Source organism: Herbidospora solisilvae, from assembly GCF_009901565.1.
In the GTDB taxonomy this organism is placed as follows: domain Bacteria; phylum Actinomycetota; class Actinomycetes; order Streptosporangiales; family Streptosporangiaceae; genus Herbidospora; species Herbidospora solisilvae.
The window spans coordinates 13,948-37,256 of record NZ_WXEW01000001.1 but is presented as its reverse complement, the minus strand read 5'-3'; the positions used below and the strand labels follow the sequence as shown (position 1 = coordinate 37,256).

At 67.5% G+C, this 23,309-nt stretch carries 13 protein-coding genes; 2 read left to right on the top strand and 11 right to left on the bottom strand.

From position 1 onward, the window contains the following. Positions 1–32 precede the first annotated feature (32 nt). Positions 33–158: a hypothetical protein gene (locus tag GT755_RS40355; RefSeq protein ID WP_268903062.1), complete on the top strand. Its 126-nt coding sequence runs from the start codon at positions 33–35 to the stop codon at positions 156–158. A gap of 986 nt (positions 159–1,144) precedes the next feature. Here the strand turns inward: GT755_RS40355 and GT755_RS00090 are convergent. The 3 genes from GT755_RS00090 to GT755_RS00085 all read right to left on the bottom strand — a co-directional run bounded on the left by GT755_RS00090 (position 1,145) and on the right by GT755_RS00085 (position 4,767). After that, entirely contained in the window at positions 1,145–3,688 is a 2,544-nt protein-coding gene (locus GT755_RS00090) for a tetratricopeptide repeat protein (protein WP_161477635.1), read from the bottom strand. Between the two features lie 71 nt (positions 3,689–3,759). Continuing rightward, positions 3,760–4,128 carry a hypothetical protein gene (locus tag GT755_RS38345; protein ID WP_202609494.1) on the bottom strand — a complete coding sequence of 123 codons (369 nt, stop codon included), beginning with the start codon at positions 4,126–4,128 and terminating at the stop codon, positions 3,760–3,762. Positions 4,129–4,629: 501 nt separating this feature from the next. Then, the gene (locus GT755_RS00085; protein ID WP_161477634.1) at positions 4,630–4,767 is read right to left on the bottom strand and encodes a hypothetical protein; all 138 of its coding nucleotides are present in this window, start codon (positions 4,765–4,767) and stop codon (positions 4,630–4,632) included. Positions 4,768–5,217: 450 nt separating this feature from the next. Between GT755_RS00085 and GT755_RS00080 the strand changes: the two genes are divergently transcribed. Beyond that, positions 5,218–6,423 (top strand): hypothetical protein, encoded by a 1,206-nt coding sequence (locus GT755_RS00080; protein WP_161477633.1) that lies wholly within the window; start codon positions 5,218–5,220, stop codon positions 6,421–6,423. 251 nt (positions 6,424–6,674) lie between these two features. Here GT755_RS00080 and GT755_RS40855 read toward each other — a convergent pair whose 3' ends face one another. The 8 genes from GT755_RS40855 to GT755_RS00045 form a co-directional block, all read right to left on the bottom strand. Next, a complete protein-coding gene (locus tag GT755_RS40855; protein ID WP_161477632.1) occupies positions 6,675–9,191 on the bottom strand; it encodes a tetratricopeptide repeat protein in 2,517 nt (838 codons plus the stop codon). Positions 9,192–9,456: 265 nt separating this feature from the next. Next, positions 9,457–12,081 (bottom strand): tetratricopeptide repeat protein, encoded by a 2,625-nt coding sequence (locus tag GT755_RS00070; protein ID WP_202609493.1) that lies wholly within the window; start codon positions 12,079–12,081, stop codon positions 9,457–9,459. After that, positions 12,078–12,455, bottom strand: coding sequence for a hypothetical protein (locus tag GT755_RS38340; RefSeq protein WP_202609492.1), 378 nt, complete (start codon positions 12,453–12,455; stop codon positions 12,078–12,080). Before GT755_RS38340 ends, GT755_RS00070 begins: the two co-directional genes overlap by 4 nt. Positions 12,456–12,743: 288 nt before the next feature. Beyond that, positions 12,744–15,560, bottom strand: a complete 2,817-nt coding sequence (locus GT755_RS00065; protein WP_161477631.1) for a tetratricopeptide repeat protein — start codon at positions 15,558–15,560, stop codon at positions 12,744–12,746. A gap of 209 nt (positions 15,561–15,769) precedes the next feature. Further along, positions 15,770–18,571 carry a tetratricopeptide repeat protein gene (locus GT755_RS00060; protein ID WP_161477630.1) on the bottom strand — a complete coding sequence of 934 codons (2,802 nt, stop codon included), beginning with the start codon at positions 18,569–18,571 and terminating at the stop codon, positions 15,770–15,772. 244 nt (positions 18,572–18,815) lie between these two features. Beyond that, on the bottom strand, positions 18,816–19,934 hold the full coding sequence (locus GT755_RS00055; protein ID WP_161477629.1) for a TolB-like translocation protein: 1,119 nt from the start codon (positions 19,932–19,934) through the stop codon (positions 18,816–18,818). Positions 19,935–20,100: 166 nt separating this feature from the next. Further along, positions 20,101–22,398 carry a tetratricopeptide repeat protein gene (locus GT755_RS00050; protein WP_161477628.1) on the bottom strand — a complete coding sequence of 766 codons (2,298 nt, stop codon included), beginning with the start codon at positions 22,396–22,398 and terminating at the stop codon, positions 20,101–20,103. Between the two features lie 122 nt (positions 22,399–22,520). After that, entirely contained in the window at positions 22,521–22,985 is a 465-nt protein-coding gene (locus GT755_RS00045) for a hypothetical protein (RefSeq protein WP_161477627.1), read from the bottom strand. Between the last annotated feature and the right edge of the window lie 324 nt (positions 22,986–23,309).

The window sequence follows — 23,309 nt, the reverse complement described above, 5'->3', positions numbered from 1 at the left end:
AAGGCCCCGGGGGTCACCGTGAGGAGACCATCATGACTAACCGGCAGCACGCCCGCCGCCTGGCCCGTATCGCGCTGATCGCCGCCGTCCGCGGCCTGGCCGCGGCTCTGGCCGCCGCCCCGGTTCATCTGGCCATCTGGTGGATCACCCACCGCTGACCCAGCCTGAGCCCGGCTCCCGCGCGGGGGCCGGCCAGGCCTTGATCCGCTTCGACCCACCACCGGTCGCGTGCGGTGATCGCCTCAGCGCTGCCGGACGGTGGACGGGATCGAGCGCCTCGCCGATCTGGCTGACCTTGTCGATCGCGTCGATCTCGTGGCGGGCATCTCGTTCTCGTGTTCTCGTGCTGGTCGGTCCGGTGATCGCGTATCGTGGGGGCTACGTCTCGCAGCGGCCTCGCCACCTTTATGGTGTCGGGGCCGTTCGCGTTCACCGGCCAGGACCGTTCACCGGCCAGGACCATCGTGAAGATGGGCGGGACCGCTGGAGCCGGTGCGCCGATGCTCACCGCCAGGCACCCGCGGCTGTCGCACGCCGGCATGGCCAGGGGGCCGTCCATCCGGCGCGGTGGCGCCGGAGTCGCAGCCGTGGCGCTTCCAGTCGGCCGGTGGTGAGGTCGATGCCGTGTTCCTCGCCCGCCTCGTTTCTCACCGGCCTCGCCCAGGGCGAGCCCGCGGATCAGCACTGGTCCGTGGTGGTCCGCCACGGGCCTCCCTTCGGCTCGGCCCGAGTCGGTGCCGAGGCTGGCCTGTTGACCGGCCGGGAGGTCCGCGCGGACGGTGGGCAGAGGGGGTCGTATCCCTTCGGGTAACGCTTCGTGATTGTCTCAGCGGTTGTCTTCGTCTACGTCCTCGCGCGCGCCTGCACATAGGCGGTGACACGAAGACGTAGACAAACCCTGAGACGATCACCCAATGTGACAGAAGGCCTGGTCGTGATGAGGATCCGGCACCGCTTACCAGGACGTCCCTGAGACGTCCGTGAGACGTCCTGAGAGTCCAATGACATCGCCCCAGACGTCCCAATGTGTCCCGCGTAGCTGTTTCAAAAACGGTCGCTTTTGAACACCGCTCGGCTCAATCCGCGTATCTGTGCGAGAGAAATGATGTCGGGCTTGCCGTGCGATGGGGATGTCTTAGCCGATTCACTTGGTCGGTGGCGCGCCGTGGCAGCGTTTGTACTTCTTGCCTGATCCGCACGCGCAGGGTGCGTTGCGGTCCAAGTTCCCGTATCCCTGTGTCCGTTGCCCGGCAGCCGTACCCGTACTTGCTGGTTGTCCTGTCCGGCGGGCGGCGGACAGGTTGCTGCGCACGGTTTTGGTTGTGGGATGAGTGGTTCCCAGGATGCGTTCGCAGTCGGCCAGGGTCTGCTCGTACAGCGGGATGGCCCGGCCCGAATCCCCCGCCGCGTAATAAGTGCCGGCGAGGTTGTTGCGGGAGAGCAGGGTGTCGGGGTGATCGCCGCCTAGCACTCGCTCCTGATCGGCCAGGGTCTGCTCGTACAGCGGGATGGCCCGGCCCAGGTCCCCCGCCTCCCTGAAGGCGTAGGCGAGGTTGTTGCGGGAGATCAGGGTGTTGGGGTGGTCGCTGCCCAGCACTCGCTCCTGATCGGCCAGGGTCTGCTCGTGCAACGGGATGGCCTGGCCTAAGTCCCCCGCTGACTGGTAAGTGTGAGCGAGGTTATTACGGGAGTTCAAGGTGGAGGGGTGGTCGCTGCCCAGCACCCGCACCCGATCGGCCAGGGTCTGCTCATGCAGCGCGATGGCTTGGGCCAGATCCCCCGCCGACTCATAGGCGCTGGCGAGGTTGTTGCGGGAGGCCAGGGTGTCGGGGTGATCGCCGCCCAGCAGCCGCACCTGATCGGCCAAGGTCTGCTCGAACAGCGGGATGGCCCGGCCCAAATCCCCCGCCGCGTAATAAGCGCTGGCGAGGTTGTTGCGGGAGGTCAGGGTGTTGGAGTGGTCGCCGCCCAGCACCCGCTCGAAGTCGGCCAGGGTCTGCTCGTACAGCGCAATGGCTTGGGCCAGATCCCCCGCCGACTCATAGGCGCTGGCGAGGTTGTTACGGGAGGCCAGGGTGTCGGGGTGATCGCCGCCCAGCACCCGCACCCGACCAGCCAAGGTCTGCTCGAACAGCGCGACGGCCCGGCCCAAATCCCCCGCCGCGTAATAAGTGCCGGCGAGGTTCTTGCGTGAGGCCAGGGTGTCGGGGTGATCGCCGCCCAGCACCCGCACCTGGTCGGCCAGGGTCTGCTGGAGCAGGGGAGTGGCACGAGCCAAGTCGGCCAGGTTCTTGAGGTACATGCCGCACCAAGCGCGTAAGACGAGCAGGTGTTCAAAAGGGTCCCCGAAGGCGGTGGCCAGGCTGTAGAGGGCGGTGGTCTGCTCGACCAGCGCTTCGACGGCCGATCGGGCGCTCCATGTCGCCGCGTCGTCGGGGATGTCGGTGTTGAAGCGGTGCAGCAGAGCGATGGCGTTGGCAAGCGCTCGGGCAAGGCGGCTCTCCCCGCTCTGCCCGCTTTTGCCATCGCTGGCGGTGCCGCTGGTTTCGCTGTCGTTGTTATTGCTGGTCGTTGTCGTTGTCGTTGTCGTTGTCGTGGTGTGGTGAGCGCGTTCACGCAGCACCCGGCTGGTCAGCCGGTGCATCAGCACCGTCGTCCCGTCCTCGCTGAAACTGATCAGCGAGGTGTCGACCAGATCAGCCAGCACCTGATCGACGTCTTCGGTGTCGGCGGGGTCGAGGTGCGGGTCGGGGGTCCCGTACAGGACCGCTCTGGGGACGCCGGCCTCGGCCAGCACCGCCAGCAGCTCTAGCATGTCCCGCGCGCCGGGGATGGTCTGTTCGGCCTGGTCGACCGACAGCAGGATCGCCGCCGCGGTCCCGTGCGGATACCCCTCAGCGGTGTTCGGCAGATACCGGTCCAGCCGATAGCCGCGTAGCAGGGTCAGGTAGGCGGGGTAGGTCAGGCGGCGGCGGTGGATGTAGGCGCCGGCCTGCCCGACCGCCAGCGGCAGCAACCCCAACTCCGCCGCCACCTCCTCAGCGCCCGAGCCGGTGGAGCCGGTGCGCTGGTGCAGGAAGGCCGTCGCCTGGCCGGGGGTGAAGACACCGACGTCGACCGCCTCGTACAAGGCGTGGAAGGCGCGGTTGCGGGTGGTGATCAGGATCCGGGTCGTCCCGGTGGCCGGGCACCACCTCTTCACCTGCCGCACGTCGGCGGCGTTGTCGAACACCAGCAGTGCCGGCTCATCAGCGGCGGCCAGCCAGTCACGCGCCTTGACCGCCGCGGTGTGCGCGTCATCATCGGCCGACCACAGCTCCAGACGGCGGGCCAAGCCCGCCAGCCCGGTGACAACCTGCTCCTCGGTCTCGGCGCTGATCCAGGCGATGACCGGCCACTGAGCGCGCTGGCACGCCCAGGCGTAGGAGGCGGCCAGCAGACTCTTACCCACCCCCGGCGTGCCGGTGACCGCATCGACCACCGCACCACCCCGCTGTACCACCCGCCGGTGCAGCCGCTCCAGCAGATCGCCACGCTCCTGAAATGCGCGCGGCTGCTGGGGGATGTCGCCCTCGACGATCTGCCGGGCCGGTGGAGGCAACGGCGGCAGGTGGAAGTTCATCTCGATAAAGTTCTGGTCGCGAGCGGCCTGATACGTCTTGCCGTGCCCGGAGGCTTCGGCCTTCATCCAGATTGAATCACCGGCACCCGCGTCAGGTCCCTGGCCAGGTTCTTCCTGGCCGGCCGACCTTGAACTGCTCATCGCTCGTTGATGGTCTGGTCGCCGCCGGCCTGATACACCCGCCCCGACCCCGACGCCTCCGCGTTCATCTGCACATTGCGCGCGTCATCGCCGGTGGAGACGATCCCGCTGTTGGCACCGCCGATGGTGGCCGATCGCTCACCCGCGTCTTTGCCGCCGTTCCCGTCAGCGGCCGGCGTGGGGCGGGTGAGCAGATGGGTCACCCACGTCAGCACGGCCGAGATCGCCACCGCGACTAGGATCCACCACCAGTTCCACTTCCCGTCGTTGAGGATCTGGTTGACGGCCACGCCGACCCCGATCGGCAATACCGCCGTACCCGCCAGCAACACCATCCGGAACGCACCGGAACCGTTTCCCGCCATAGCGTCATCATCGCCACAAACCGGCGCCCCGTTTCACCGGAGCCCAGCAACAGTCTGAACTCGATCCCACACCTGGGCAGTCGGCCTCGCCCAGAGGTAAGCGGGCGCCCTCCGAAAGTGCGCTAAGTTCGGGCTTTTGCCGTGAACTCGCTGCCGTCGCTGTCGATTCGCCGCGTTTCATAGGCGTTCGCTCAAGAAACAGGTGATTGCTCGTCCGAGCCGCAATCCGACGTCGTGTTTCAGCGGGATCCACCCATGAAACAGAACGGTCTTCGGCCAGGGTCGTCCTTCCAGTGTTCGGGAACCGCGCGGTGACGTTACGCGCCGGGCGGGACGGATCGAGCTCGACCAATCACCCCGGGAGTTCCTCCATAACAGGTTCCGTGATTCTCAGAGGATCGCGTTTTCTGACTACCGGGATGTCTCGCCACCGCGGCGGCCGCTGGCCAGCCAACCGGCCGGTGGCCGCCGCGGCGTGCTGTCGGGAGTGGCGTTGCTTCCTCAGCGGCGCAGCAGCAGGCGCAACAGGCGCAGGGCCCGAGATCGCTTGCCAGGGTCGGCGGAATACAGGTAGAGCCAGATCGGCAAGGCCAGGGAGATCATCATGGTTATGGCTGCGAGGGCCAGGTGGGGCATCATCGGCTGTTCCTTCCTGGAAGATCCAGCGGCCCCGCACGTCGTGATCGGCTGAGTCCCGCCGCACGGGGTGGTGGCTTCAGGTAAGCGGCCGGGGCGGTGTCCGCCCACCTCAACGGCCATGCCGGTCCATCAGCGGCCATCGGCTGGCCACTCACCTCCACCCGATGACCACCCGATGACCACCCGGCGCCCACCCGGCGCCCACCCGGCGCCCACCCGGCGCCCACCGGCGGTCATCCGCAGCCAGTGCCGGCCATCTGATGGGTCGGCACAGCTCCAGCCGGCGCCATTGAGGAGCCGTCCGGGGCCGCCCGCCGGGGCCGGCGCCGGCGGATGGCCTTTCGCCGAAGGGCGAGGGGGAGTGGGTGAGCAGGTCGCGTCGGGCGATGTTGCGATGAGGGGCTGCGCACCGATAGTCGGGCGAGCGGTGCGACGACAGGAAGGGCCCCCATGGAGCAAGACCCGTCCGATGAGCTCGTAGACGGCTTAGGCGAGGACGGCGCCGATACCGCGCCGGCCGAGAAGGCCGTGCCGTTTTCAGGCCCCGACCCTGAATTGGCCTCGCGCGTGGATCCCAGTGGAGTGGCCACTCTTCACGATCTGGCGGTCAAGCTCAAAGAGATCTACCGGCTGGCTGATGTGTCCTTGCGCACGCTGGATGACAAGACCAAGCACAGCCAGATCCGGCTCTCCCGTACCGTGACCGGGCAGATGCTGGAGGGCAAGCGCGTGCCGCCGCGGTCGCTGCTGCTGGCGTTCGTGCGTGAGTGCGGGGTACGCGATAAAGCGCGGATCATGGCCTGGCAAGCGGCCTGGAGCCGGGTGGCGCTGGCCGAAGGCCGGATCGAAGCTGCCGCCCCCGACGCCGCCTCCGCCGGGCCGGACGAAGACCCGGGCGAAGACCCGGGCGATGAGCGGGGCGATGAGCTGGGTGATGGTCTGGGTGATGAGCGGGCCCGGCAGGATGGCCCGGTTCGGCGAGCCGCGCGGCAGCGGCTGAACTCGGGCTGGCAGCGGAAGATCATCCGGCTTCGCCGTGAGGCGGTCAACGCTCATCTGACATTCCACTACGCGCTCAGTCTCGCCCGCGAGCTGCTGGACAGTGACTTCGACAATGACGACGACGATGGCGAAATGCGGCTACGCGGAATCGGCTCGGCGCTGAAGCTGGCCGAGGTGCGGCTGCAAGTCCTCTTCGATCAGCTGGGCAAGCGGGGCAAACTCGGTCTGCCCTACGACAAGAACACGCTCCGCACGCTCAAGCGCAGACACAAGAAGCTGGAGGAGGCCATCGATGACTTCTGCGATTTGGACGACCTGGTCAACGATGGCGAACTGTTCAACCGCAAGGGCCGCAGCGTCTCCATCGACAACTCTCTGGGCAGGGACGTGCCCGACATGAGACGCAATCTGAAGGCCCTCATCAAGGCACTGGAGTCGGCAGAACGCAGCGCTCATGCGGTCGCGGGCGACCTGCTGAACATCGCCGTGGACGTCAGCGGCATCAAGATGACGTGGGTCCAGCCCGCTGACCTCGATCTACTGATCAACCTGCTGTGGTCGCCGACAACCCGCTGGCCCTCATCCCTGGAGAACACCATCCACAGCCGGTCGGTCCCCATCGACGACGGTCTTTACCGGATCACCGGCGCGTGACGCGCCAAGCCGACATGTGCCAGAACAGGGGTAAGCCCGGCAGGTTTTGAGAGCTGAGCGGCACCCCCCAACGGCCGTGTCTGCGGGACGTCCCAGGACGTTGCCAAGACGTCCTGCAGAACCAAGACGTCTCTGCGACGTCCCCCGTGATCCATCAAGATGAAGGGGGAAGCCGCCGCTAGATGCGACTGGGTGTTTCATAAGCGGTCACTTATGAAACAGGGTGTTCGGAACCACGCCCGAATGCCGTTCTAAGCCTCTTGGTTCTTCTGTACGGCCAGCGTGATCGGATGCTGCGCGCCCAAGGTCTCCGCACAGTCGGCCAGGATCTGCTCGAACATTTCCTTTGCTCTGTCCCGCTGGCCCGCTGCACGGTAGGCAACGGCAAGGTTATTGCGGCATTGCAGGCTGTCGGGGTGCAGGGGGCCGAGCGCCCGAGCGTAGTTTGCGATGGCCTGCTCGAAGGCAGGAATCGCCCGCTTAAGGTCGCCAGCCACGCGGTAGGCGACGGCGAGGTTGTTGCAGCTCTGGAGGGTCTCGGGGTGTTCACCGCCGAGGACACGGAGCCGATCGGCGAGGTTGCGCTCGAACAGGAGAATGGCCTTCTTCAGGTCACCGGCCGCGCGGTAGGCGACCGCGAGGTTGTTGCGGCTCTGGAGCGTGTCGGGGTGTTCGGCCCGCAGGAGGCGTACTCGATCGTCGAGGTTCTGCTCGAACATAGCCACGGCCTTCGCCAGATCCCCTGCCGCCTGGTACGCGCTGGCGAGGTTATTGCGGCAGGAGAGCGTGCCGGGGTGTTCAGCGCCCACGACGCGGACGTAGTCGCGAAAGGTTTGCTCGAACATCGGCACGGCCCGGACGAGATCTCCTGCCGCCTGGTAGGCGCTGGCGAGGTTGTTGCGGCTGGCCAGGACCGACGGATGGTCCGGGCCAAGAACCCGGATACGGTCGCTGAGAGTTTTCTCGTGCAGAGGTATGGGCCTGCCGAGGTCACGGGCTGACTGGTAAGCCGTCGCCAGGTTGTTGCGGCTGCTCAGGGTATCTGGATGGTCGGGGCCCAGAAGCCGCGTCCGCTCGCTGAGGTTGAACTCGAAAAGAGAGACTGTCCGGGTCAGGTCTCCCGCCATCTGGCAGGCGCTGGCGAGGTTGTTGCGGCTGTTCAAAGTGTCGGGATGATCCGGACCGAGGACCCGGAGACGGTCATCGAAATTTTGCTCATACAAGGGGATGGCCCGGCCCAGGTTTCCCGACGTCTGGCAGGCGCTGGCGAGGTTGTTGCGGCTGTTCAAGGTGTCGGGGTGGTCGGCTCCGAGCGCTTGGATGCGGTCATCAAGATTCTGTTCCAACAGCGGGATTGCCCGTTTCAGGTCCCCGCACCCCTCCAGGTATCGGCCCGCCCAGGTGCTGAGCAGCAGGATCCGGTTGATGACATCCATCGGGAGATCGCCGGCCGCGTGTTCCCGCAAGACGGCGGCCTGCTCGATGAAGGTCTCCCGTTCTTCGCGGTCGAGCACCACCCGCGCCAGCTGAGGGCCACACTCCCAGACCAGCTCGCTGGCGTTCCGTATCAGCCCCGACCACCGGGCTTTGCCTTTGCCGCGGGTGTTGTGGCGGATCACCTGCTGGATGAAGCGGTGCATCAGCACGGCCTGGTCATCCACGCTCATAACAACCAATGACGCGTCAGACAGCGCCCCAATCGCCTCATCGATCCGCACCATGGAGTGCTTCGCCGACACACCGGGCACCAGCCGCAGAGCGCCAGCGCGATAAAGCCAGGAGCGGGGGACTCCCGCCGGAGACAACACCGCCAGCAACTGCAACAATCCGCGTTCCAGGGCGACGGACGGACTGGTTTCCAGCTGAGCCAGCGATACGCCGACGGCTTGCGCGGCACCCTGCCGGTATGACTCACCGGGCACAGCTGGCAACACCTCATCCAGATTAACCGAACTCAACCGCTCCCTATAGGTGGCGTAGTCGAGTCGCTGACGCCGGATCACCCAAGCGGCCTGAGCCAGCGCCAGTGGCAGCCGCCCGACCTGCTCAGCCAGGGATAGCGCGCCCTTCTCATCGGCCAGGCCAGACCTCTGCTGAAGAAAGGACACCGCTTCGGCCGGGGTGAAGACATCCACCTGGACCGCCCGTCCGAGCGCGTGCACCTCGCGCCGGTTGCTGGTGATCACGATCTGGGTACGGCCAACCGCCGGCAGCCAAGTGTCGGCCGCGTCGGCGTCCGTCAGATTGTCCACCACCAGCAGGCACGGACCTGGATGACCGGCCAGCCATTGGCGTAAACGGCGAGCCCCCTGCTCAGCGTCCTCCCCGGCCACCGCGACATCCACAGCTTGCGCGACCGCGTCGAGCCCAGCCAGAAATAGGTCCTTGTTCTCCGCATTCACCCAGGCCACGAGCGGCCAGCCTTCGCTCGCCCGCCGCCGGGCGTACGCCGCGGCGAGCTGAGTCTTACCGACCCCCCGAGTACCAGTGACCGCGCATACCACCACCCGCTCCGCCCGCGCACCCTGCTCCAGCGCCGTCATCAGCGCGGCTCGTGGCTGGAAGGCATGCGGCTCGCGCGGAACCTCTCCCACCACCACCGAGTCAGACCGAACCTCCGCCACCTCCTGCGGGCCAAGAACGCGCAGCACCCACTGACTGATGCCGAACAAGACCACCGCAGATCCGAATGCGATGGCCTGAACCCACCATGCGCCTTCCACCCGATTGATCGCGACCCCCACCGCGACCGGCAGCACCGCACTCACTCCGGCAAGACACCAGCGCCACGCCCGCCGCATCACCACACCTGAAGCTAACTCACAAAGGCGCAAACCCCGCCTGCCACAGGCGCGCAAAACACCCGAAATCAAGACTAAATATCGCCCCATGATCTCTCAGGTGAACCGGATCACCTTGTCCGATGGCTGCTGGTCAATCTCGACCCTCGCGGCTTTCGTTCCATCGCTACGACCGCCGTGTTTCATAGATGTCCGCCTATGAAACAGCTGATCGCCATACCGTGTCCGATCGCTATATGGGGTCGGCATTGGCCTGTCGGCGAGCGGCCAGCACGTTGTCGCGCACGATCTTCGTTGTCGGGTGGTCGGTTCCCAGGACGCGCTCACATCTAGCCAGCGTCTGCTCGAACAGCGGGATGGCCCGGCTCAGCTCCCCCGCCGCCTGGTAGGCGCCGGCGAGGTTGTTGCGGGATTGCAGGGTGTCGGGGTGGTCGCCGCCCAGCACTCGCCCCCGGTCGGCCAGTGTCTGCTCGTGCAGCGGGATGGCCCGGCCCAGGTCCCCCGCCGCCTGGTAGGCGCCGGCGAGGTTGTTGCGGGATTGCAGGGTGTCGGGGTGGTCGCCGCCCAGCACCCGCACACAGTCGGCCAGGGCCTGCTCGTGCAGCGGGATGGCCCGGCTCAGCTCCCCCGCCTCCTGGTAGGCGGAGGCGAGGTTGTTACGGGTGGTGAGGGTGTGGGGGTGGTCGCCGCCCAGCACCCGCACACAGTCGGCCAGGGTCTGCTCGTACAGTGGGATGGCCCGGCTCAGCTCCCCCGCCGCCCGGTAGGCGCCGGCGAGGTTGCTTCGGGAGGCCAGAGTGTGTGGGTGGTCGCCGCCCAGCACCCGCACCTGATCGGCCAGTGTCTGCTCAAACAGCAGGATGGCCCGGCTCAGCTCCCCCGCCGCCCGATAGGCGCCGGCGAGGTTGCTTCGGGAGATCAGGGTGTGGGGGTGGTCGCCGCCCAGCACCCGCACCTGATCGGCCAGGTTCTGCTCAAACAGCAGGATGGCCCGGCTCAGCTGCCCCGCCGCCCGATAGGCGTAGGCGAGGCTGATACGGAAGGCCAGGGTGTGTGGGTGGTCACCGCCCAGCACCCGCACGCTGTCGGCCAGTGTCTGCTCGAACAGCGGGATGGCCCGGCCCAGATCCCCTGCCTCCCGGTAGGCGTTGGCGAGGTTGCTTCGGGAGATCAGGGTGTCAGGGTGGTCGCCGCCCAGCACCCTCACCCGATCAGCCAGCGTCTGCTCGAACAGTGGGATGGCCCGGCCCAGATCCCCGGCCGCCAGGTAGGCGTAGGCGAGGTTGTTGCGAGAGGTCATCGTGTCGAGGTGATCGGGGCCATGAAGGCGCTGGTCTGCCTGATGCGCACGCTGCAGGTAGCCGATCGCCCGGGCCAGAGCGCCCTGACCGCGCAGGAAGGTACCGGCGCGGTCCATCAGGTAGCTGATGTCGTCGTTGTCCAGGGCGGCGGGAGCGTGGCCGGTGAGGGCGTCGATGTGGGGCAGCAGCCGGCGCCAGTCAGGCCATCGGGCCGGGTCGTCCACATCGGGCAGGGCCTGGTTCAGCAAGGTGGTGGTGTTTTGGCGGGCGGTGGTGACATCGGCGGGCCGGCGGTGGGGGTCGTCGGGGTGGGGGGTGCGGGCGACAGCCTGGACCAGGCGGTGCACGGTGATCCCCTCCTGGTAGAGGGTGATCATGTTGTAGGCGGCCAGCCGTCCTAACGCCTGCTGCAGCACCGGCGCTTCCGCCAGTCCGTCCAGCAGGGTGCGGGGGATGCGTTCGGGGGCGTACCAGGCCAGGATGCGCAGCAGCTCCCCGGCCAGCGGCGTGGCCGCGGTCAGCTGGTCCAGGGTGATGCGCCAGATGCGGGCGATGGTCCGCCCGGCGTCGCCGCCTTCGGCGGCCTGGCCGAACATGACCGCGGGGTGGGTGGCCAGAAGGTCCAGGTAGGCGCGGGGGGTGAGCTGGTTTTGGTGCAGGTAGGCGGCGGCTTGTTCGATCGCCAGCGGCAGGAACCCCAGCGCCTCCACCAGCTCGGCCGCGCCGTCAAGTACCGCCAGACCGGCACCAGCACCGGTATCGACAGCGATATCGGGATCGCCAGTGGTGCCGGCTGTATCGGTCACAGGGTTGAGCCCCTCGCCAGTGGCGATCGTGGACAACAGCCTGATCGCAGCATCGGGATCGAGGACCTCCAGGCGCAGCACCTTGGCCCCGAACCGATGCCAGCCCTGGCCCAGCCGGCTGGTCACCAGCACCCGCCCGGTCAGCGTCCGGTCCAGCAGCGCGGCAATGTGCGCGGGGTCGGTGACGTTGTCCAAAATCAACAGCCAGCCGGTGTGGCAGGCCAGCCAGCCGGCCGCCCGCGCCGCCAGCACCGGCGAGGGCACCACCCGCGCCAACTCCGGCTGCAACGCCGTCGCCAACCCAGCTAGCCCCGCCTCGATCGATGCCGGGGTGTCGGCGGTGATCCACCACACCGGGTTGAACACCCCCGCATGAGCGGCCGCGTACCGGGCGGCCAGGGTGGACTTGCCGATCCCGCCCAGCCCATGCAGCGCGGCCACCACCACCGCCCCCGTCGGTTCCGCCCCTGGCCGCGGAGACGGCAGTGCCTCCCCCAGCACGGCCAGTTCCTCACCCCGGCCCACGAACACCTGAGCATGCCCCGCGGGGATGTTCACCAGATGCGACGGCGCCGCCACCTGATCGACCAGCCGCAACGTCTCACCCGGCAACACCGTCTGGTTCTCGTTGATGGTCTGGTCGCCGCCGGCCTGATACACCCGGCCACCCGAAGAAGCGATGGCCCGCATCCACAGCGGCCGGCCGCCGTCCGGGCCCTGGCCGCCCTGATCGGCTGGGGGGATGTTCATCGCTCGTTGATGGTCTGGTCGCCGCCAGCCTGATACACCCGGCCCGACCCAGACGTCTTCGCGTTCATCTGCACATTGCGGGCACCATCACTGGTGGAGACGATCCCGCTGTTGTCCCCGCTAACGGTGACCGACCGTTCACCGGCGTCTTCGCCGCCGCTGCGGTCAGCGGCCGGCGCGAGCGGCGCGGTGCGGGTGAGCAGATGTGTCACCCACGTCAGCACGACCGACAACGCCACCGCGGCAAGAATCCACCACCAGTTCCACTTCCCGTCGTTGAGGATCTGGTTGACCGCCACACCGACCCCGACCGGCAACACCGCGCACCCCGCCAGCAGCCACATCCGGAGCGCGCCGGAACCGTTTCCCGCCATAGCGTCATCATCGCCACAAACCAACGCGCCGTTTCACCGAACCCGCGAACGCCGCCGATCCGCTCCCCACCCGGCCGCTTCCACCGACCTCACGCCGCAAGCCGGCCCATCGGAAGCGAGCGGAGTTCGGTTTCTCTTGGGGACCCCGAGTGGCGATCTGTCGGCGCGGCTGTTTCATAGGCGTCCGCTTAAGAAACAGGTGATAGCTCTCCTGCTTCCCGTTCCAGCCGCTGTGCTGCACAGACGGTCGCCTGTGAAACGCCGCATGTGCCGTCCTACGTTCAACTACTAATCAAGGTCGGAATCGGACTGTCGAAGGGCGGTCCGCATGTGGCCCCGCACAACCCTCGTTGTCGGGTGGTCAGCTCCCAGCACTCGCTCCGCTTGGGCCAGGCTCTGCTCGAACAGCGGGACAGCCCGGCCCAAGTCTCCCGCTGCCTGGTAAACGCCAGCAAGGTTGGCGCGGGAGATCACGGTGTGGGGATGATCGGGTCCCAGCACGCGCTCGCAGTCGGCCAGCGTCTGCGCGAACAGGGTGAGGGCCTGGCTTAAGTTGCCGACCATGTAGTGGGCATGGGCGAAATTGGTACGGGACTGCAAGGTATGGGGATGGTCGCCGCCCAGCACTCGCTCCCTGTCGGCCAGGGTCTGCTGCAGCAACGGAATAGCCCTGCTCAGGTCTCCCGCAGCCTGGTAGGCGCCGCCAAGGTTGTTGCGGGCGAACAGCGTGTCAGGGTGGTCGTCTCCCAATATCCGCTCCCTGTGGGCCAGGGCTTGCTCCAGCAGCGGAATAGCCCTGCTCAGGTCTCCCGCGACCTGGTAGGCGCCGCCAAGGTTGTTGCGTGAGTTCAGGGTGTCGGGGTGGTCGACGCCCAGCACCCGCTCCCGTTCAGTCAGGACCTGCTCATACAGAGGAATGGCCCTGCTGATGTCTCCCGCCGACACGTAGGCGAGTGCCAGGTTGTTGCGGGATTGCAGGATGTCAGGATGGTCGCCGCTCAGCACCCGCTCCCGATCGGCCAGGGTCTGCCGGTGCAGGGGGATGGCCCGGCCCAGGTCTCCCGCCTCCTGGTAGGCGAAGGCGAGGTTGTTGCGAGAGGTCAGGGTGTCGGGGTGGTCGACGCCCAGCACCCGCTCCCGATCGGCCAGGGTCTGCTCGAGTAGTGGGATGGCCTGGCTGAGGTTCCCCGCTGTCTGGTAGGCGGTGGCGAGGTTGTTGCGAGAGCTCAGAGTGGAGGGGTGATCGCCGCCCAGGACTCGTTCGAAGTCGGCCAGGGTCTGCTTGTGCAGCGGGATGCTCCGCCCTAGATCTCCTGTCGCCTCATAGGCGCCGGCGAGGTTGTTGCGGGAGACCAGGGTGTCGGGGTGATCGCCGCCTAGCACCCGCTCCCTGTCGGCCAGGGTCCGCTCCAACAACGCAATGGCCCTTGTCAGATCTCCCGCCGCCCGGCAGGAACCCGCAAGATTGTTGCGGGAGGCCAGGGTGTCGGGGTGGTCGCCGCCCAGCACCCGCTCACAGTCAGCCAAGGTCTGCTCCTGCAGCGAGATGGCCCTGCCAAGATCTCCTGCCTCGCGGTAAGCGCTGGCGAGGTTGTTGCGGGAGGCCAGGGTGGACGGGTGGTCGGCGCCCAGTACTCGCTCGAAGTCGGCCAGCGTCTGCTCCAGCAGCGGGATGGCGCGTGTCAGGTCGGCTATGTCGTGGAGGTATTGCCCGCACCTGGCGCGTAAGAAAAGGATGGATTCGAAGGGTTCGTCGAGGTCGGCGGCAAGGGCGTAGAGCGTGGCGGTCTGTTCCATCAGCATGTCGACTGCGGTGCGAGCGGCCCAGGCGGCGGAGCTTGTCGGGATGTGGGCGTTGAAGCGGTGCAACAGGTAGACACCCCTGTCGAGCATCTCCGCCAGGCGGCTTCCAACGGCATCGGCGGTGGTGTGGTGGGCGCGTTCACGCAGGATCCGGCTGGTCAGCCGGTGCATCAGCACCGTGGCGCCATCCTCGCTGAAGGTGACCAGTGAAGTGTCGGCCAGATCGGCCAGCAACTGGTCGATGCCCTCGGTGCCGGCGGGGTCAGGGTCGATGGTGCCGTACAGGACCGCCCGGGGAACACCGGCTTCCGACAGCACTGCCAGCAGCTCCAGCATGTCTTGTGCATGAGGGATGGTCTGTTCGGCCTGGTCGATGGACAGCAGGATCGCCGCCGCGGTCCCATCGGGGTAGTCGTCGTGGGCCTGGGGCGGCAGCTGCCTATGCAAGGGGTAGTCGCGCAGCAGGGTGAGGTAAGTGGAGTAGGTCATGCGGCGGCGGTGGATGTAGGCGCCGGCCTGGCCCAGCGCCAGCGGCAGGTGCCCCAGCTCGGCGGCGACCTGCTCGGCGCCCGGTGTGGTGTCGCCGGTGCGCTGGTGCAGCAGTGCCACTGACTGCTCGGGCGGGAAGACGCCCACGTCGATGGCGGTGAACAGGGTGTGGAAGGCCCGGTTGCGGGTGGTGATGAGAATCTGCACCTCGCCGGTGGCCGGACACCACGGCCGGACATCATCCACGGCGGTGGCGTTGTCGAACACCAGCAAGCCTGGCCGGTCGGCGGCGGCCAGCCAGTTACGTGCCTTGAGCGCCGCAGCCTGTGCGTCGTCGTCGGGGTCGTGCAGGTTCAGGCGGCGGGCCAGGCCGGCCAGTCCGGTCAGGATCTGGTCGGGGTGCTGGGCGTTGATCCAGACGATCAGCGGCCAGCCGACCTGCTGGCACGTCCAGGCGTAGGAGGCGGCCAGCATGCTTTTGCCGACGCCCGGGGTGCCGGTCACCGCGTCGATGACCGCCGCCCCCTCCTGGCGGACCTGCGCTTTCAACGCATCCAGCAGGCCGGACCGCGGTTGGAAGGCCGGCGGACGCCGCGGGATGTCCCCCTCCACGATCTGGCCGACCGGCGGAGCCGGTGGCGGAAGGTGGACGTTCACCGTGTTCACCGTGTTCACCGTCTTGTTGACGGTCAGATTGTGGCCAGCCTGATTGACCTCGCCATGGCCGGAGGCGGTGGCCTCCATCTGAATCGACGCACTGGAACCCTCGCCAAGATCTCGGCCTGGGTCCTGATCGGAACCGATCCCCTCCATAGCGTCATCATCGCCACAAACCCGCAGTCGACCCAGCCAAACGCGCCAACCCGACGATCTCAATCCCGCACTGACCATCGACCGCCCCGGCCCCGTGAGAAGAGTCCATGGGAGCAAGTGGTGCCCAGTTCCTCTCTTGCGCTGCGAGGTCGCTGTTTCATAAGCGGTCGCCTTTGAAACACGACTATTCACTGGCCTTGTTGCAATCGCTAGGTGGGGTCGGCATCGGCCTGTTGACGGACGGCCAGCATGTTGCCACGTACCGCCCTTGTTGTGGGGTGATCGGCTCCCAAGACACGTTGACAGTCGGCTAAGGCCTGCTCATACAGCGGGAGAGCCCGACCCAGGTCCCCTGCCGCCCGGTAGGCGCTGGCGAGGTCGTTGCGGGAGGCCAAGGTGGCGGGGTGGTCGGCGCCCAGCACCCGCATCCGATCAGTCAGCGTCTGCTCGTGCAGCGGAATGGCCCGGCCCAGATCCTCCGCCGCGTAGTAGGCGAGAGCGAGGTTGTTGCGGGAGGCCAGCGTGTGGGGGTGGTCGCCGCCCAGCACTCGCTCACAGTCGGCTAGGGCTTGTTCATGCAGCGGGATGGCCCGGCCCAGGTCCCCGGCCGCCCGGTAGGCGTAGGCCAGACTGTTGCGGGCGGTCACAGTGTGAGGGTGGTCGCCGCCCAGCACCCGCTCACAGTCGGCCAGGGTCCGCTCGTGCAGCGGAATGGCCCGGCCCAGGTCCCCCGCCTCCCGGTAGGCATAGGCGAGGTCGTTGCGGGAGGCCAGCGTGTGGGGGTGATCACCGCCCAGCACCCGCACCCGATCAGCCAACGTCTGCTCGTGCAGCGGGACGGCCCGGCCCAGGTCCCCCGCCGCCCGATAGGCGCCAGCGAGGCTATTGCGACAGGTCAGGGTATCTGGATGGTCGCCGCCCAGCACCCGCTCATAGTCGGCCAGGGTCCGCTCATGCAGCGGAATGGCCCGGCCCAGGTCCCCCGCCTCCCGGTAGGCATAGGCGAGGTCGTTGCGGGAGGCCAGCGTGTGGGGGTGATCACCGCCCAGCACCCGCACCCGAACGGCCAACGTCTGCTCGAACACCGGGATAGCCCGGCCCAGGTCCCCCACCGCCTGGTAGGCGCCAGCGAGATTGTTGCGGGAGGCCAGCGTGTGGGGGTGATCACCGCCTAGCACCCGCACCCGAACGGCCAACGTCTGCTCGAACACCGGGATAGCCCGGCCCAGGTCCCCCACCGCCTGGTAGGCGCCAGCGAGATTGTTGCGGGACATCAAGGTGTAGCGGTGGTCGCTGCCCAGCACCCGCTCATAATCGGCCAGGGTCTGCTCATACAGCGCGATGGCCCGGCCCAGGTCCCCCGCCGCCTGATATGCGCCGGCGAGGTCGTTGCGGGAGGCCAGCGTGTGGGGGTGATCACCGCCCAGCACCCGCACCCGAACGGCCAACGTCTGCTCGAACACCGAGATGGCCTGACCCAGATCCCCAGCCTCCCGGTAGGCATAGGCGAGGTCGTTGCGGGAGGCCAGCGTGTGGGGGTGGTCACCGCCCAGCACCCGCACCCGATCGGTCAGGGTCTGCTGGAGCAGGGAAGTGGCGCGCGCCAGGTCGGCCAGGTCCATGAGGTACCGCCCACACCAGGCGCGTAAGACGAGCAGGGGTTCAGGAGGGTCACCGAAAGTGGCGGCCAAGCTGTACAGGGCGTTGGTCTGTTCAACCAGCGCTTCGACGGCGGTCCAGGTCGCCACGTCGTCAGGGATGTGGTCGTTGAAGCGATGCAGCAGGCTGATGGCGTTGTCGAGCCCATGGGCAACTCGGCTCACCGCGCCGTCACCGCCACCCTTGAGCTCGTTGCCGCTGGTTTCGCTGTCGTTGCTGGTTGTCGTGTGGTGGGCGCCCTCACGTAGCACCCGGCTGGTCAGCCGGTGCATCAGCACCGTGGTCCCGTCCTCGCTGAAGCTGATCAGCGAGGTGTCGACCAGATCGGCCAGCACCCGGTCGACGTTTTCGACAGCGGCTTGGTCGAGGTCGTCGGGGTTGGTACTGCCGTACAGGATCGCCCGGGGAACGCCGGCCTCCGACAGCACCGCCAGCAGTTCCAGCATGTCCCGCGCCCCGGGGATGCTCTGTTCGGCTTGGGTGATGGACAGCAAAATCGCCTGAGCGGCCCCGTGCGGATACCCGCCAGCTGCCTGCGGCAGATATTCGGCCAGGGGGAAGCCGCGTAGCAGGGCCAGGTAGGCGGGGTAGGTCAGGCGACGGCGAGCGATCAGCGCGCCAGCCTGCCCGACCGCCAGCGGCAGACACCCCAGCTCTGCAGCCACCTCCTCTGCGCCCGGGCCCGTGCGACCGGTGCGCTGATGCAGGAACGCCGTGGCCTGGCGGGGAGTGAAGACGCCGACATCGACCGCCTCGTAGAGGGCGTGGAAGGCGCGGTTGCGGGTGGTGATCAGGATCCGTGCGGACCCGGTGGCCGGGCACCAGCGCCGCACCTGCTCCACCTGGGCGGCATTGTCGAACACCAGCAACGCCGCCTGCCGGGTACCCGCCAGCCAATTCCGCGCCTTCACCGCAGCGGCATGCGCCTCATCTCCTGGAGCGACCAGGTCTAGCCGGCGAGCCAGGCCCGCCAGACCGGTGACGATCTGCTCTTCGGTCTCGGCAGTGATCCAGGCGATGACCAGCCACCCGGCCCGGTGACAGGCCCACGCGTAGGAGGCGGCCAGCAGGCTCTTGCCCACTCCCGGCGTTCCTGTGACCGCGTCGACTATGGCTGCGCCCTGCCCCAGAACCCGTTCATGCAAGCGGGCTAGCAGGTCGGCGCGTTCCTGGAAGGCCCGCGGCTGCTGCGGGATGTCACCCTCGACGATCTGTTCCGGGACTGAGTGGGGCACGGGGTTGTTGATGACGACGTCACCGGCCACGTGCCCGATCTGCGTGAGATCGCCGTGGATCCGGCTGGAGACGGCCGACTGCCCGCCCTTCGGCTCATTAGAACCGATTCCTTCCATAGCGTCATCATCACCACAAACCCGCAACCAGCCCACACGAACACGCCAAGCCGCCGATCTCGATCCCACATCGATCACCCGGCGGTCTCGATGCCGCGAACAAGAAGGCCGACAGGCCCGACTTCGATGCTGCCGTTTCATAGGCGTTCGCTCAAGAAACAGGGTGATCGCTCACCCGCGTCTCATCCCGGTTACCGTGTTTCAAAAGTGCCATCTATGAAACGCAGCAACTGTGGCGCCACCCTCAGCCGCTGGGCAGGTTGGCATTCGCCTGGTGCCTGTCTGGCGAATCGCGGTGATCGTCCCCCTGCGACGGACGGGGACCCGTAGCGGCCCGGGGCTGGTAGGCGCCTTTCAGGTAGAGATCCTCTGTCTCCTCGTAGGAGGCCGTGATCAGCGTCTGGGTCGTGGCGCCGGTGAGGTCGATGACGACCACGCCGCTCTTCCCGTCGACAGGCATGGCCGTGCAGTAGAGGTGGGTGGCGTCCCACCAGCCCAGCATCTTGTCGCAGGCGGACTCGAACTCGTGCAGCACCGTGCCCGTCGCGGTGTCCCAGACGCAGTGGGCCAGTTGGTGGGCCGGACACCGGGCCACGAAGGCGCGGCCTCCGGCGGAGAAGAGGTCACGAGGGTCGTCCAGCCCGGTGCCGGTGTGGGGCAGGGTGCGCAGGACCTTGCCCCGCAGGTCGTAGATGTAGGGGGTCGGGCCCTTGTCTTCGCCGATGACGAAGGCGATCTGGTCGTCGGTGCCGGCCCAGCCGAACGCGTCCTCGCTGTTCAGATCGGGCACCTCGACCGTCTGGGCGGTCCGGGTCGCCACATCGACGACCACGAAGCCCTGGGCCTGCCTCTTACCACTTTCGGAAATCTTCATGGACGTGAACAGGAGTTTCCCGCCGCTGGGCGACCAATCCAGAAAGATCGGAGTGAGCGTGGCGGGAATCGTCGGCACGGTCACGGTGACGCCGTCGGAGAGCCGGGTGATCTCCACAGAGTGGACCTTGTCGCCCTCGTACACGAACGGGATCTTGGCAACCTGGTCGTGGGCGGGGTTGGGCGCGACGCGGAAGTAGGCGACGCTGAGAAAGGTGGCCATACCGGGAGGGCGGTAATGAAGGTCCCAGCGGTCGCTGTAAAAGGAGAAGGTCGCCAAGGACATCGGGTCCGCAGCCCGTTCGTGCACCACGACGTCGGTGCCCACGAGCGTGAACGTCGACGGACCCGGACCCGGATCCGGCGCCGGATCCGGAGTCGCCGATTGTTCGGGCGTCCCCACGCCGCCGACCGCCACCAGCACCACCAGTGCGATGCCGGCGGTGACCACTGCCGGCGAGAGGAATCTGCGCTTGGGCGCCGTGAACATGTCACGTATTTTGGATCTTCGCCGTCGTCGCAGACCACCGGGACTAGATTGCGAAATGACCGTACCGGCGGGTAATCACTGCCGGAACACATCGCTGCCGCCCTATCCCTACCGTCGTGTTACATAGACGGTCGCCTATGCAACACGGCGATTGGCCGCGCCGTGTTCAATCGCTCGCGGGTTCGGCATTGGCCTGTTGGCGGGCGGCCAATACGTTGCCGCGCACTGCCCTTGTCGTAGGATGCTCGGCTCCTAGGACGCGTTCGCAGTCGGCCACGGTCTGCTCGTACAGCGGGAGGGCACGGCCCAGATCCCCCGCCTCCTGATAGGCGCGGGCGAGGTTGTTGCGGTAGGTCAGGGTGTCGGGGTGGTCGACGCCCAGCACCCGCACCCGATCGGCCAGCGTCTGCTCGAACAGCGGGATGGCCCGGCCCAGATCCCCCGCAACCTGGTGGGCGTGGGCGAGGTTGTGACGCGAGGTCAGGGTGTGGGGATGGTCGCCGCCCAGCACCCGCTCACTGTCGGCCAGATTTTGTTCAAACAGCGGGAGTGCCCGGCCCAGATCCCCCGCATCGTGGTAGGCGTAGGCGAGGTTGTTGCGGGATTGCAAGGTGTCGGGGTGGTCGCCGCCCAGCACTCTCACCCGGTCGGCCAGGTTCTGTTCGTGCAGTGGGAGGGCCCGGCCCAGATCCCGCGCCGCCTGATAGGCGCTGGCGAGGTTGTTGCGGGAGGACAGGGTGGTGGGGTGGTCGCCGCCCATCACCCGCTCACTGTCGGCCAGGTTCTGCTCGAACAGCGGGATGGCCCGGCCCAGATCCCCCGCCTCCTGATAGGCGCGGGCGAGGTTGTTGCGGGAGGTCAAGGTGTCGGGATGGTCGCCACCCAGCCCTCGCACCCGGTCGGCCAGGGTCTGCTCGAACAGCGGGATGGCCCGGCCCAGATCCCCCGCCTCCTGGTAGGTGTAGGCGAGGTTGTTGCGGGAGGTCAGGGTGTCGGGATGGTCGCCGCCCAGCACCCGCTGCTGGTCGGCCAGGGTCTGCTCGTACAACGGGATGGCGCGTGCCAGATCGGCCAGGTCCTCGAGGTAGTCCGCGCACCGGGCGCGTAAGAAAAGCAGGCGTTCAGGCAATTCGCCAAGAGTTGCGGTCAGGGCGTAGAGGGCGGCGGTCTGCTCGAGGAGCATCTCGACCGCGGCACGCGCGGCCCACGTGGCGGCACCGCCGGGGATATGCGTGTTGAAGCGGTGCAACAGGTCGATGGCGTTGTCGAGCGCCTGGGTCAAACGGCTTTGGCCACCCCTGCCGCCTTCACTGCCGTCGCCGTCGTCGGCTGCGGTGGTGTGGTGGGCGCGTTCGCGCAGCACCCGGCTGGTCAACCGGTGCATCAGCACCGTGGTCCCGTCCTCGCTGAAGCTGACCAGCGAGGTGTCGGCCAGATCGGCCAGCACCCGGTCGACCTCTGCGACAGCGGCTTGGTCGAGGTCGTCAGGGTTGGTGCTGCCGTACAGAACCGCCCGGGGAACGCCCGCCTCGGCCAGCACCGCCAGCAGCTCGAGCATGTCCCGCGCGCCGGGGATGCTCTGTTCGGCCTGGGTAATGGACAGCAGGATCGCCTGCGCGCCCCCATGGGGGTAGCCGCCGACGGATTGCGGCAGGTACTCAGCCAGCGGGAAGCCGCGCAGCAGGGCCAGGTAGGCGGGGTAGGTCAGGCGGCGGCGGGCGATGTAGGCGCCGGCTTGCCCGACCGCCAGCGGCAGCCACCCCAACTCGGCGGCGACCTCCTCGGCGCCTGGGCCGGTATGGCCGGTGCGGTGGTGCAGGAACGTCGTGGCCTGGCCGGGAGTGAAAACGCCGACGTCAACGCCCTCATACAGGGCGTGGAAGGCACGGTTGCGGGTGGTGATCAGAATCCGGGCCGATCCGGTGGCCGGGCACCACCGCCGCACCTGCTCCACATCGGCGGCGTTGTCGAACACCACCAACGCCGCCTGCCGGGTGGCCGCCAGCCAATCCCGCGCTTTCGCCGCAGCGGCATACGCCTCATCATCAGCGGCGAACAGGCCCAGCCGCCGAGTCAGTCCCGCCAAGCCGGTGATGATCTGCTCTTCGCTCTCGGCGGCGATCCAGGCGATGACCGGCCACCCGGCCTGCTGACACGCCCACGCGTAGGAAGCGGCCAGCAGGCTCTTGCCCACCCCCGGAGTGCCGGTGACCGCATCGATCACCGCGGCGCCCCGCCCCCGGACCCGTTCATGCAACCGCGCCAGCAGATCGGCGCGTTCCTGGAAAGCACGCGGCTGTTGCGGGATGTCCCCCTCGACGATCTGCTCCGCCACCGAGGCAGGCGGATGGTTGTTGATGACGACGTCACCGGTCACGTTCCCGATCTGGGTGAGATCGCCGTGGATCCGGCTGGAGACGGCCGACTGCCCGGCCTTCGGCTCACCGGAACCGATTCCTTCCATAGCGTCATCATCACCACAAACCCGCACCCGGCCCAGCCGAACGCGCCAACCCGACGATCTCGATCCCGCACCGATCACCAGGCCCGGCTGGGCTGATGGTTGGCCCGCTCCCGCCTGGCGTGTCAGGCGGTGGTGCGGGGGGCGAGCTGGGAGATGCGCTGGGCGGACAGGCGCAGCACACCGCCGGCGTCGCGGGTGGTCCATCCTTTGTCCACGAGGGTCTGGGCGGCAGCGCGGACTGCTTCTTTCTCGGCCAGTTCGGCGTGGAGCCGGGCTGCGCGGGCGTCGGTGACGGCCTCCAGCGCTTCCACGATCTCATCGTCGTCAGGACGCATGTGGACGATGACGGCGGCGGGAGGTTCGACGTGCAGGGCGTCGGTGATGCCCGTGATCGTGTTGCTTTCGGCTTCGCGCCAGGTCGCGCCTTGGACGCGGACGACATACCCATCAGGAAGTCCGTGGACGTTGACGATCCACTGCTTTCCCGCGCGAGTTGCGGTGGCCCTATAGGTGGTGCACGTGATGTGAGCGGACTCGTCGGAGTCTTGGGCTGCCGGTTCGTCGAAGATCGCTTCGAAGGAGGTCATGTCGTGACCTTAGGCCGTCGCCCACTATTCGTCTATTTCGATTAGATGATTATCATCTAGCGGAGTTAGGCGTCGGGAAGTGGCGCCTCGAACTCCAGTGTTTCATAGGCGTTCACCTATGAAACACCGTCATCGATGTCGACCACCACGACACCCAGGGGCATCAGCCACGCATCGTCTACATCGGGTGCGAGCAGGTGGTCCCCGCCCCGCACACCGGCGAGGTCGTCCGGATCGCCCCGCTGAGCGCTTTCCAGCTGGGCGCATCCGGCGTTACCGATGATCTACGGGACCATCAGCGGAATCTCTCCACGTCCGACCAGG